At 68.1% G+C, this 11,674-nt stretch carries 12 protein-coding genes and 1 tRNA gene; 7 read left to right on the forward strand and 6 right to left on the reverse strand.

Features of this window, described 5'->3' with window-relative positions; all coding sequences use genetic code 11:
* Positions 1–4 precede the first annotated feature (4 nt).
* Positions 5–1,171 carry a hypothetical protein gene (locus AB0G16_RS34530; RefSeq protein ID WP_362814564.1) on the forward strand — a complete coding sequence of 389 codons (1,167 nt, stop codon included), beginning with the start codon at positions 5–7 and terminating at the stop codon, positions 1,169–1,171.
* A 593-nt stretch (positions 1,172–1,764) separates the two neighbouring features.
* On the opposite strand, the gene AB0G16_RS34535 is transcribed toward AB0G16_RS34530, so the two are convergent.
* Positions 1,765–2,223, reverse strand: coding sequence for a hypothetical protein (locus AB0G16_RS34535; RefSeq protein WP_362814566.1), 459 nt, complete (start codon positions 2,221–2,223; stop codon positions 1,765–1,767).
* Between the two features lie 29 nt (positions 2,224–2,252).
* Between AB0G16_RS34535 and AB0G16_RS34540 the strand changes: the two genes are divergently transcribed.
* Positions 2,253–3,608 carry a hypothetical protein gene (locus tag AB0G16_RS34540; RefSeq protein WP_362814568.1) on the forward strand — a complete coding sequence of 452 codons (1,356 nt, stop codon included), beginning with the start codon at positions 2,253–2,255 and terminating at the stop codon, positions 3,606–3,608.
* Between the two features lie 355 nt (positions 3,609–3,963).
* Complete coding sequence (locus tag AB0G16_RS34545) at positions 3,964–4,731, forward strand: sulfite exporter TauE/SafE family protein (protein ID WP_362814570.1); 768 nt, start codon at positions 3,964–3,966, stop codon at positions 4,729–4,731.
* Positions 4,732–4,828: 97 nt separating this feature from the next.
* On the opposite strand, the gene AB0G16_RS34550 is transcribed toward AB0G16_RS34545, so the two are convergent.
* Both AB0G16_RS34550 and AB0G16_RS34555 read right to left on the reverse strand, forming a co-directional pair.
* On the reverse strand, positions 4,829–5,353 hold the full coding sequence (locus AB0G16_RS34550; RefSeq protein ID WP_362814572.1) for a hypothetical protein: 525 nt from the start codon (positions 5,351–5,353) through the stop codon (positions 4,829–4,831).
* A gap of 243 nt (positions 5,354–5,596) precedes the next feature.
* Positions 5,597–5,670 (reverse strand) — tRNA-Ile (locus AB0G16_RS34555).
* A gap of 159 nt (positions 5,671–5,829) precedes the next feature.
* Between AB0G16_RS34555 and galK the strand changes: the two genes are divergently transcribed.
* The gene (gene galK / locus AB0G16_RS34560; RefSeq protein ID WP_362814574.1) at positions 5,830–6,951 is read left to right on the forward strand and encodes a galactokinase; all 1,122 of its coding nucleotides are present in this window, start codon (positions 5,830–5,832) and stop codon (positions 6,949–6,951) included.
* 23 nt (positions 6,952–6,974) lie between these two features.
* On the opposite strand, the gene AB0G16_RS34565 is transcribed toward galK, so the two are convergent.
* Positions 6,975–7,703 (reverse strand): SDR family oxidoreductase, encoded by a 729-nt coding sequence (locus tag AB0G16_RS34565; RefSeq protein ID WP_362814576.1) that lies wholly within the window; start codon positions 7,701–7,703, stop codon positions 6,975–6,977.
* A gap of 113 nt (positions 7,704–7,816) precedes the next feature.
* Between AB0G16_RS34565 and AB0G16_RS34570 the strand changes: the two genes are divergently transcribed.
* Complete coding sequence (locus AB0G16_RS34570; protein ID WP_362814586.1) at positions 7,817–8,206, forward strand: MerR family transcriptional regulator; 390 nt, start codon at positions 7,817–7,819, stop codon at positions 8,204–8,206.
* A 454-nt stretch (positions 8,207–8,660) separates the two neighbouring features.
* Positions 8,661–9,242, forward strand: coding sequence for a hypothetical protein (locus AB0G16_RS34575; RefSeq protein ID WP_362814578.1), 582 nt, complete (start codon positions 8,661–8,663; stop codon positions 9,240–9,242).
* A gap of 156 nt (positions 9,243–9,398) precedes the next feature.
* Here AB0G16_RS34575 and AB0G16_RS34580 read toward each other — a convergent pair whose 3' ends face one another.
* Entirely contained in the window at positions 9,399–9,704 is a 306-nt protein-coding gene (locus AB0G16_RS34580) for a hypothetical protein (protein ID WP_362814580.1), read from the reverse strand.
* Positions 9,705–9,708: 4 nt separating this feature from the next.
* Positions 9,709–10,260 carry a MarR family transcriptional regulator gene (locus tag AB0G16_RS34585; RefSeq protein WP_362814582.1) on the reverse strand — a complete coding sequence of 184 codons (552 nt, stop codon included), beginning with the start codon at positions 10,258–10,260 and terminating at the stop codon, positions 9,709–9,711.
* An 86-nt stretch (positions 10,261–10,346) separates the two neighbouring features.
* Between AB0G16_RS34585 and AB0G16_RS34590 the strand changes: the two genes are divergently transcribed.
* The gene (locus tag AB0G16_RS34590) at positions 10,347–11,603 is read left to right on the forward strand and encodes an MFS transporter (protein ID WP_362814588.1); all 1,257 of its coding nucleotides are present in this window, start codon (positions 10,347–10,349) and stop codon (positions 11,601–11,603) included.
* Positions 11,604–11,674 lie beyond the last annotated feature (71 nt).

Raw genomic sequence — 11,674 nt, forward strand, 5'->3', positions numbered from 1 at the left:
CGCCATGACAACGGATCGGAAGAACACCGCCATGGGTTCCGGCCACAGGACGATCACCGTGTACTTCGGCGTTTTCGCGGGACTGCTTCTCGCCGGTCTCGCCATGTTCGCTCCGCTGCCGCCCTGGATATGGGCGGTACTCGCCGCACTGGCCGGGGCCGCCGTGCTCCTGTTCGTCAGAGGCTTCGGCCGCGGGACGAGAACCGCTCCCACGACGGAGACGGCGTACGTTCCACCGCCACCGCTGGAACCGCTGTGCCAGAGGATCGAGGTCACGTTGTCGAGCATGGAGGAGGACTACGACTTCCTGTTCTCGGCGACGGTGCGCTGGTCGCCGATCGGTGGCATGACGGGTGACCCGGACGCCAACCTCGGCGGCCTGGCGATCGGCGCCGTCCTGGAACGTGCCAGGTCCATCACGGAGAACCGGCCTCCCGGCAGGGCATCACTCGTCCAGCACGAACTGAACGGCGCCCTGGGCACGATGCAGCCGGACGCCACGGGACGTGTACGGGCGATGGCCGACTCCATCGCGCTCACCCTCTCCGACCACGACCGGCAGCGGCTGGACAGGCTCGCCGAGATACGCAAGCAGAAGGCCGTCTGGGAGCACGAGCGGAAACATGAGCAGAGCAGACGGGACTACCTCGGCCAGGACGTGCTGAAGGACCCCGGAAGCGCCGTGGTGTGGTGGCTGGCCAAAAACGACGAACAGGTGGAGAAGGTGGTGGAGGATCTGGACAGCCTCGCCCGGCTCTCCTCCGCCGCGAACAATCGCGAGGTGCCGGAGTACTTCCGGAACCTGGTGTCATGGCCTCCCTCACACCCATCGATGGACGGCGACGAGCCGTTCGACTCGCCCGCCCCGCAGAACGGCGGACCGTTCCGGCCTCCCCCGGAAGGCGGTGCTTCCGCCGCCGACATCTTCGCGGCGTTCCTGGGGGCGGCGGGTTATCCGGAGGGCGGCGATGAGCGGGTCATGCTCGGCTCGTACGTGGCCGACTACCTCGCCAGGTCCGGCAGGCAGGATGTGGCCGACGACCTGAGACGCCGATTCGACCCCTTCATGGCCGGCCAGGAGTCCTCCTCGTCCGCTCCTCCGGATCCAGGCCCGTCCACCCCTTCCGACCGACCCGACGAAGCCTCGCCCCCCACCGACGATCTCGAATGAACGCTGCCGCGACACTCATGTGATGGCCAGGACATCCCGAAGGTGAATCGAGCGATCGGCTCCGGCCTTCTGGGCCCATTCGCCTCGTTGCCCCGCACCTCATCGAGGCCGCCGGCGGCGCCGGGTGATCGGTGCAAGGCCGGGGTCCTGTAAGGACGCGTCACGTGATCAACAGAAAAGGGATCGTACTGCGGCAGGGGAAGCCCGTTTTCAATGACTGCTGTAGTTGATGGTCAGGATGGCCACGACGGCGTGCGCGTCACCTTCAGGGCCAACCTGATATTCATTGCAGTACTGATAGTCGATACGCGCCGACCCGGTAACCTCGTGATGCACGGTGCGTGACCAGCCGGGTCCCTGAGGTTTCCCCGCCTTGCCTTTGAGGAAGCTGGTCTGCGCTATGCCGGCAGGCTTCCCGGGATCCCGGGATACGTGATCCCAGAACTGTTGAGCCTGTTGGAGCCCCACCCGCTCGACCAGTTGGTCATAATGACGAAGGAACCTACGGTGTACGAGAACCCGATACTGAGGGGTCACAGGCGGACGCCCCCCAGGTCGCCGAGCCGGCATATGAGGACGATAGGCGCTGGTGGTCATTGAGGCTCTCTGACCTCAACATAATCATCTACGTTGTGCTTGCCCATAAGGATAGAGCGTCGAAGGGGATCTTCGATTTGGCGGGCGGTGATGCGCCAGGCCTTGACGCACTCGTCGAGAGCCGATGTGTCTTCATCGGAGTGAGCGGCTATCAGAGCGTTGTGTAGATCTTCTACGAATTCCCGTAGATCGTCTGCATCGAACACGCGTAGCCACGCGAGGTCACCGAGATCGCCGACGTTCGGTATGACATTTCGACGAAGCAGCTCATCCAGCCGCATGTGCGCGCGAGACCAGCGGGCGATCTCTTCCAGGAGGCGAAGACGCCTTTCCGGAAGCATCACCAGGCTGGTCCCGTCCTTGTCGCGCACGCGAGCCAGCCCTTCCCGTGCCGCGTCGAGCACTTCGGTTCGCTTGTTGGCGAGATCCGAGGATTGGAAGATCATATCAACCATGGAGTCCTCCCGTTGCCAGGATCATATATATGATCGTACTCGTCAAGGTGGCATGTCTGGGTAACCGCTTGGTAAATCTCCAGGAGAGGCCGGTCGTGGACGAAGAGAGTTGGGCCTTCGATGCACGTAAGACTCGGATGTGTGAAGATCAAAAAGCCCCGCGAACACTGTGGCGGACCTCCAGTCTCGTGGGGGAGCTACAGGACTCTCTGGCGTCACGTCTTGCGCTGAAGCCGGAGGAACGCGACAAACAGATCCGTCGGTTCAAGCTGGCACTCCAAGAGCTCACCCAACGCGGGGTGGATGCGGAATCGCTCGTGCGTTATGGCATGATCCCGGAGATCCTGGGCCCGGTGCTCGGGGTGCTCCTGGTTCATCGCCTGCTCCCACAGAGCGGCGTAGACACCGATCTTCAAGGCTCTGGCGTCGACGTCGCGGGATGGCGAGCACTTCTCAAGATCCCTGCCGCGACAAGCGCCACATCGGCCACCCCGTCACAGGTCCAGGAGCTTGTGCTGGAAGTGAGCCGCGAGGTGTTCGATCCACTCTTGGACTGGATTCGCCACGCCGGCCTGAATGAACTGGTTCATCTGATCCCACCCGAGGAGAGCGACTTCTGGTCGGTGACGGAAAGCGTAGAAGACGAAACGCATTTACGTCACAAATACCGATGGCTTGTGGAACGATTCACCCAAACCTACCTCGCCAATTGGTCGCTGGCCGCCCTGCACCTCGAGTATCGCTGGCAGAAGGACATCGATCCTTCCAGCTTCCCGGACTCGATAATGAGAGACCGCAACGTCTCCATCGAAGATCTTAATGCCGAGATCGCGCACCGGGCAGTCCTTGAGTCGAAGTCCACCTCAGAGTCTCTCGCACCGACCCTCTTCCTGATGAACCAGTTGGAGAATCACGCCGTCACCCTACTGCGTGAGCGACAGTACAGCGAGTCCGCGGCTCTGTTCAATTTCGCGATCCACCAGTGGCCCAACGACCCTAGAGCCCACAACGATCTAGGTTTCTGCCTGATCCCCGAGAACCCTTCCAAAGCCTTGGTTCATTTGACCGATGCGGCACGCATGGGCTATGAGCCTTACGCCATAAATACATACAACAAAATGTGCTGTCACCTTGGCATGCACCAGCCAAGAGCCGCCCTGGCCCTCGCGGAAGAATTCTGGAGAGAACGGCCGGGCGAGTCGGCTTTAACCGGAGTCATTTGGAAGATGACAGAAGAGGGATGGCGTTTGGAACAAGGCGTGTACATTCGCTCCGCAATAGCGGGTTTAGTGGCCTCCATCGCCTCTGCTCACGGATGGGAAGAGGAGGAGGTTCTTTGGAGAAGTAGAGAACAAAGCGCCCCTTTGGGAACCAGGAAGAAATGATCGACAGTCGATTCCCCGATGGATGTCAACAGCACTGAGCCCCCGACCACTGCGGTTGGCCCGGCCGGCGCGGCTGGTCGATTTACCAGGTTCGGCTGTCCCGGGGCCGCAAAAGCGAGCAGCACACCCAACCCCGGAGATTCAACTTCAGTAGCGTCGAGTGCGTGAGAACCTCTCCGGACACCGACTGTCAGACGGAATCGCGTGCCCTGACCGGAGCGGGCGTCACCTTCGCGTCGCCGCCCGCCGGATCGCCGGTTCCGGAGTCGCCCGAACCGGTACGCCGCAGAGCAGAGCTTCCACGTACCGGACGGCGGCCTGGCACGGACACCGATTCCGCGAGTGAGGAGGCGGCGTGACGCCGTGGGAGATGCTCGCCGTGTTCGTGGCGGGCGTCGGCGCCGGAGCCGTCAACACCGTCGTCGGCTCCGGGTCGCTGATCACCTTTCCCGTTCTGCTCGCCACCGGCATGCCGCCCGTCACCGCCGCGGTCTCCAACACTCTCGGCGTGATCCCCGGCTCCATCGGCGGGGTCGTCGGTTACCGCAGGGAACTCCGCGGCCAGGGCCGGCGCCTTCTGCGAATGAGCGCCGGTGCCCTGCTCGGCGGCCTCACGGGCGCCACGCTCCTGCTGTCCCTGCCCGCCACGGCGTTCGAGAGGATCGTGCCGGCCCTGGTGGGCCTCGCCCTCCTCCTGGTCGTCCTCCAGCCCCGGATCAGCGGGAGCATACGCCGACGCCGCGAACGCGCCGGCGTCTCCGCCGACCCCGACGGCGGCCCCCTGCTTCTCACCGGGCTGACGCTCGCCAGCGTCTACGGCGGTTACTTCTCCGCCGCCCAGGGGATCATCTACGTGGCCCTGATGGGCGTGCTCCTCGACGAGACCCTGCAGCGTCTCAACGCCGCCAAGAACGTTCTCGTCATCGTCGTCAACGGCGTCGCCGCGCTCTTCTTCCTCTTCTCCGCGACCTTCGACTGGACGGCCGTCGCGCTCGTCGCGGCCGGTTCCGCCCTGGGCGGCCCGATCGGGGCCGGGGTGGGCCGGCGTCTCGGCTCAACAGTGCTGCGCGTCGTCATCGTGGTGGTCGGCACCGCCGCCATCGTGCAGTTGCTGTGGAGCTGACACGGGATCTTCACGCGGTACGACCTCGGCCCTCGGAGCGCCTCGGAGATTTCGTTGCCCGTTCGAAGACGGCCGCGCATGTCGCGGGCCGGGCCGGTCACGCCTCGGCGTCCTCCCAGTGCGGAGTGTGCGATTCGACGTCCTCCGGCACACGGATCCTTCCGTCCACGAGGACGAGCGGTGCGATCTCGGCGCTCTCATGGAAGCGCAGGTGACCGGCGAAGGACTCGACACCACCGGCATGCGCGTCGGCCGCGTGCCGGCCGAGCCAGTGCAGCAGCGTCCGGAGCCGGTAGAAGTCGTCGGGGTGAAGTTCCTGGCGTACCGTCAGCGCCCAGCCGTCCGGCCGTTCCCGCGCGACCAGCTCGGCGACGAGCACGCCCCCCACCCGCCGGGCGGCGCCGCGCTGCGCGAACACGGGCGTCGGCTCCGCGTCCTCCCACTCGCAGTCCGGGTCACCGGGATCACCGAGCGGGTAGGTCTCCACGTACCTGCCGGTACCGATCGGCAGCCGCTGGGGGCGTGGCCCCTGCCCGACATGCCACCGCAGCTCGGCGAGCTCGTCGTCGGTGACGCCGGCACGGACGTCCACGGACAGCACGAGCTCGTAGATGTCTCCCACCGGCACACCGTACCGTCGCGGCGTCCGGGAGAAGCCCCTGGTTTCGCGTCTCCGGCTCTGACCGTCAGGCCACATACCTCCGGGGTGTCGGTACCGGCTTCCCCAGTTGCTGGCCTTGTCACCGGCCACCAGGAAGATCGCTTCGCGAGCCGGGTCGGACGCAAATGGGGTGAACAGGCTTCCGGACGGTTCCCGCGAGACCATGAACGGGGTGGAACCGCGTGACGCACCATGATCGAGAGGTAGGGCGGGCGGGACTCGAACCCGCGACCCAGGGATTATGAGTCCCCTGCTCTAACCGGCTGAGCTACCGCCCCTCGCACGCCGTACGCGGCATTCAACCAAAGGTCGGGCCCGTTCGCATCGCCGCCCGGCGGGCCGGGTTCAAGATGTGACCTTCGGCGGGACCGCGGGCGGGCCCGGAGGGCAGGGAACTCGCTACCCTACTGGTGAACCTTGTTGAGGAGTGTTGGATCATGCGCGTTGTTGGAGCTTTCCGGGAGTCGTACGGCGTGGAGCCCGCAGGGGTGTGGCATGCTCCCGGCCGGGTCAACCTGATCGGCGAGCACACCGACTACAACGACGGGTTCGTGCTGCCGTTCGCGGTCCCGTGGGGGGTGAACGCGGCCCTCTCGCCGCGCGAGGACGGGGTGGTCCGGCTCCGGTCGCTGCAGGCGGCCGACGAGCCGGTGACGCTGGAGAGGCTGGACGCGGCCCAGGGCTGGGCCCGCTACGTGGCCGGGGTGTTCTGGGCGCTCCGCGAGGCCGGGCACCGGGTCGGCGGAGCCGACGTGGTGATCGACGGGGACGTCCCGCAGGGGGCGGGCCTGTCGTCGAGCGCGGCCCTGGAGGTGGCGGTCGGCACGGCGCTGAACGAGCTGTACGGGCTCGGCATGACCAAGATGGAGATCGCGCTGGCCTCGCAGAAGGCCGAGAACGACTTCGTGGGCATGCCGTGCGGGATCATGGACCAGGCGGCCTCGGCACTCGGCGAGGAGGGCCAGGCGCTGTTCATGGACTGCCGCAGCCTGGGCACCAGGAACATCCCGTTCGATCTGGCGAGCCTGGGTCTTCAGTTGCTCATCGTCAACACCGGCGTGCACCACTCGCACGCCGGCGGGGAGTACGCCGACCGCCGCCGGGACTGCGAGAACGCCGCCGCGCGTCTGGGGGTGGACGCGCTCCGCGACGTCGTCGACCTGGCGGACGCCCTCGGGCGGCTCGGCGGCGACGAGCGCAGGCGCACCCAGCACGTGGTGACCGAGAACCACCGGGTCGAGGCGGTGGTCGGGCTGCTGCGGGCCGGGAAGGTGACCGAGATCGGGGCGCTGCTGAACGCCTCCCACCTGTCGCTGCGCGACCAGTTCGAGGTCTCCTGCGCCGAGCTGGACGTTGCCGTTGAGTCGGCGATCCGGGGCGGGGCGCGGGGGTCGCGGATGACCGGTGGCGGGTTCGGCGGGTCGGCGATCGCGCTGGTCGCCGACGACCGGGTGGAGGCCGTCCGCGCGTCGGTCACCGGCGCCTACGCCGAGCGCGGCTGGGCCGCCCCGGACATCTACCCCGCCCTCCCGGCCGCCGGAGCCCGCCGGCTGGACTGAACGCCCCGGCACGGGCCGTTCGATCAGCGACTTCCGCCGGCGTCCACCCCCTGGACGGCCTGCGGGTACAGCACGCGCGGATCCGCGGACAGGGCCGCCTTGACCTGGACGGTGTTCTCGTCGGCGAGGATCTCGATCTCGCCTGCCTCCAGCCCGTCCAGCGCGGCGCGTACGACGTCGGCGGGGTCGTTCTTCTCCACGTCGAGGCCCGCCATCATGTCGGTGTCGGTGCCGCCCAGGTGCAGGCCCGCGACCGTGGTCCCCTGGCGTGCGAGTTCCAGGCGGACGCCGTTGGTCAGGCTCCACTGAGCCGCCTTCGCCGCGCTGTAGGCGCCGGCTCCGTCGTGGGACACCCACGACAGCAACGACAGGACGTTCAGGATCGCTCCGCCGCCGTTGCGGGCCAGCGCGGGGGCGAACGCCCGGACCACGTTGAGCGTGCCGAAGTAGTGCGTCTCCATCTCCAGCCGGATCTTCTCGAGCTCTCCGGTGACGAGTTTCTGGTGGGTGGCGATCCCCGCGTTGTTGATCAGCAGGGTGATGTCACCGGCGTCGGCCGCCGCGGCGGCGACCGACGCCGGGTCGGTGATGTCGAGCCGGAGCACCCGCACGCCGGGAATGTCGACGAGTTCGGGCGTACGCGCGGTCGCGTAGACCTTCGCCACTCCCCGCTGCAGAAGTTGCCGCGCGAAGTGCCGGCCGATGCCGCGGTTGGCGCCGGTGACGAGCGCGACAGAATCGGCGATCTTCATGGTTGCCTCCTGGTGAACCCGGTCGTCTCGTTCGGGTCGTTCGCGAGCTACGCTAAAACCTGACGTTGACGTCAGAGGCAAGTGCTATGACCGAGGTCACAGGGAAGGTGCCCATGCGGATCGGCGAGCTGGCCGCCAAGGCTGGCGTGAGCGTGCGGGCCCTGCGCTACTACGAGGAACACGACCTGCTGACCTCGGTGCGCGCCTCCAGCGGGCAGCGGCACTACCCGCGTGACGCGATCGGCCGCGTCCGGCTGATCCAGCAGTTGTACGCCGCGGGGCTGTCGAGCAGGACGATCGTGGAACTGCTGCCGTGCATCGAGGACGGCGAGGTGACGCCCGCGCTGCTGGAGCGGTTGTCGCGCGAGCGGGACCGCGTCGAAGAGCAGATCGACAGCCTGGTGAGCACCCGCGACCGGCTCGAACACCTCATCGCCACGGCCACCAGGGCCAGGGACGTGGGCCATAGCTGCCCCGGATGGGTGGGTCCCCCACCGCCCTGAGTCACACTCCAGGGCCTGCACGGAGGCAGGGGCGGAGGGATGCGCCTGCGTGGTGGTTTGCCGTCCTGGTAGACCACCGCCATGGCGCGTGGAGAACTCGCCGATGATCAATGGTCCTTGATCGATTCTTGTCTGCCCTGGGGGCGGTCCGGTCCTGGATCCGTGGCAGCGGTTCAACGCTGCGATGTGGCGGTGTCTCTCTCACAGAGGAGTGCTCCGTTGATGCTTGCTGGATTAAGAGGAATGTCCTTTCGCGGCGGTCTTGTCATCGCGGTTCGCTTCCCGGTTCAGGGGTACCCCGGGGCCGCCGGTTGATGCGTCGTTCTGCCGTGTCGCGCTGCCTGCAGAGCTCTGGATCATGGGCAGGGCTCCGGCGAGACGGCGTTGACGGGTTGAGTGTCCGTTTCAGAAAAGCTCCACCAACCCCTTCCTCTCAAGCTTGTAGTCTGCCTTCGTGACCAGCGGACCGTTGCGGGACCAGATGGAACTCCAAGCAGCGGCGGATGCCGCCTACGACGATCTGGGTTTGGCCACAGCCCTCGCGAGGATCGGCACACCGACGCGGGTGGGCAGCGCGGCGCTCGGCCTGATGGTCGCCCGCGACCTGGACATCGATGTGACCTGCACGGCACTCGACGACCACACTTTCGCCGGTGTCACGCGTCTCGGCGCCGACCTCGTCATGCATCCTCGGGTGCGGCAGGTACAGATCCGCGACGACACAGGCGAGTGGAACATCGATCCGCTCTACCCCGACGGTGTCTATCTCGGCGTGCGCTATCGATGCCCGGACGGAAACGACTGGAATCTCGACATCTGGTTCGTCGACGAACCCGATCGCCAGCCGAGCACCGTCCATCTGCGCACCGTGCAACCCCGCCTCACCGACGAAAACCGGGCCGCGATCTTGCTGATCAAACGCGCCCTGGCCGCTCGTGGCGGTCCACGCGTCAGCAGCCACACCGTCTACATGGCGGTCCTGGACGAAGGAGTCCGCACGCTCGAAGAGTTCGACAGACACATGAGCGACGAATGACCCCAGGGCCACGGGGAGGTATCGGTGCCGGCCTGGGTGTCCGTTCCGTGGCGTGACCGTTCCGGGGTTGCATGAGGGTCCGGAGACTCGTCCGAGCACGAGGACGAGGACGAGCACGAGCTTCGAGATCATGAGGTTCCCGACGCCCAATGATCGTCAGGGAGGACCGTGTCCGTCCTGTCGTCGTCGCCGATCGGTGCCGCCCTTGGCCAACTGGCCGAGCACGCACCGGTGGCCGTCTCCGCCACCGGCGGCTTCACGGACGGCCCGGCTCGTGCGCGTCGGGCCGTCGACGGCAGGGCACCGCGCGGTGCACGCCACCGCGATGATGAGCCGGTGCATCTGCCGGCCGCCTTGGACCATGGCGGCGGCCTGGTGCTCGCGCAGACCGACGTGGACGCCAAGACCAACGAGATCACCCGCCTCCAGCCCGTGCTGGAGCGTCCCGACCTGGAGGATCACGTGGTCACCGCCGGTCGGACGGCTCCGGGGCCGACGGCCAGTCGGGCATCAGCGGCGGGCCGTTCCGCTCGGCCTCGCGGACCAGGCGGCGCAGGAGGTCGTCGAGCAGCTCGCGCTCGTGCGGGCCGAGCGGGGCGAGCAGCGCGCGTTCCGACCGGTCCCCCTGGTCCATGCGCTCCTGCCAGACGGCCCGCCCGGCGGGGGTCAGGCCCACGAGCAGCCTGCGGCGGTCGGCGGGGTCGTGCGCGCGGTCGACGTAGCCGGCCCGCTCCATCCGGTCGAGCCGGTTGGTCAGCGTGGCCGGGTGGGTGTCGAGCCACTCGGCCAGCATCGAGGGCGTCGCCCGGTAGGGCGGCCCGGACGCGACCAGGTGGTGCAGCACCTTGAACTCCCACGGCTTGAGCCCTCCCTGGGCCAGCCACTCCTCCTTGTGCCGGTCGAGCAGCCGCACGAGCATGTGCATGCGCGTGGTGATCCCCTCGACCTGCGGGTCGAGGTCGGACAGCTCCCGGGACCAGTGAGCGATGTGCCGGTCGACGGAGTCGGGCTCTGACATGCCCACAGGGTACGCCGCCCCGGAGAGACCTCGTTTATACGAATGCATATATTTTGATTTCGTAGTAACTTCTCCTCGTGACCCTCATGACCTCCCTGCGCGATTCCCTGCTCCCCCTCCGGGACGTCCGCTTCCGCCTGCTGTGGGCCGGGCAGAGCCTGTCGTCCGTCGGCGACTCCGTCACGGCCGTGGCCCTCGCACTGGCGATCGTCACCGCGACAGGGTCGGCCACCGATCTGGGCATCGTGCTGGCGGCCCAGTCGATCGCCACGGTGGCGCTCATGCTGCCCGGCGGGGTCTGGGCCGACCGGCTGCCGCGCCGCCGCGTGATGGTGGCCGCCGACCTGGTCCGCGGGTTCGCCCACGCGGTCATGGGCGTCGAGCTGGTCACCGGCACGGTCGACATCGCCCACCTGGCGGTGCTGGCGGCCCTCTCCGGCGCCGGCTCCGCGTTCTTCCTGCCGGCCACGACCGGCCTCGTGCCCGCCACCGTGGCCCCGGAGCACCTCTCCCGCGCCAACGCGCTCATCGCGATCGCCCAGCGCGGGTCGATCCTCCTCGGCCCGGGGATCGCCACGGCCCTGGCCCTGACCGTCGGCGCGGGCTGGGCGCTGATCCTGGACGCGCTGACGTTCGCGGCCAGCGCGATCCTGCTGGGCCGTCTCCGGCTCGCGCCGATCCCGCCCACGCCGCACGAGCCGTTCCTCGGGCAGCTCGCCGAGGGCTGGGCGCAGTTGCGCCGGCACCGGTGGTACTGGACGAACCTGGTCGGCCACTCCATGTGGAACCTGAGCCGCTGCGTCCTGATCACCGTCGGTCCGGTGCTCGCCGTCACGACGCTCGGCGGCGAGATCGCCTGGGGCACGATCGTGCAGGGCGGCACGGTCGGCGCCCTGTGCGGGGCGCTGCTGGCCCTGCGGCTGAGGCCGTCCAGGCCGTTGCTCGTCGCCAACCTCGCGCTGGCGCTCGGCGCGCTGCCGCTCGCCCTGCTCGCCGCGGGGGCGCCCGCGGTCGCGGTCGCGGTCGCCTACGGGCTGATGACGGGCGGCCTGGCGTTCATGGCCCCGCTGTGGGAGACGCTGGTGCAGGAGCACATCCCGGCCGAGACGCTCTCGCGGGTGTCGGCGTACGACTGGCTGCTCTCCATCGGGCTGACGCCTCTCGGCATGGCCCTGGCCGGGCCGCTGGCCGCCTCCGCCGGCACCGCCCCCACCCTGTACGGGGCGGCGGCGCTGCTGGCGGTCTCCTGCCTCGGCGTCCTGCTCCTGCCCGACATCCGCCGGCTCGGTCACCGGACCGGGGACGCCGCCCCCGGCGCGGTGCGGGGGCACCCGGTGGCGTGACCGGACCGGGCGGGAGGCGGTGGCCTGTCGGCCAGGTTCCTGCCCTACGGCCCGCTCGCGGCGGTCGTGGG

Source organism: Streptosporangium sp. NPDC023615 (assembly GCF_040640155.1).
Classification (GTDB): Bacteria; Actinomycetota; Actinomycetes; order Streptosporangiales; family Streptosporangiaceae; genus Streptosporangium.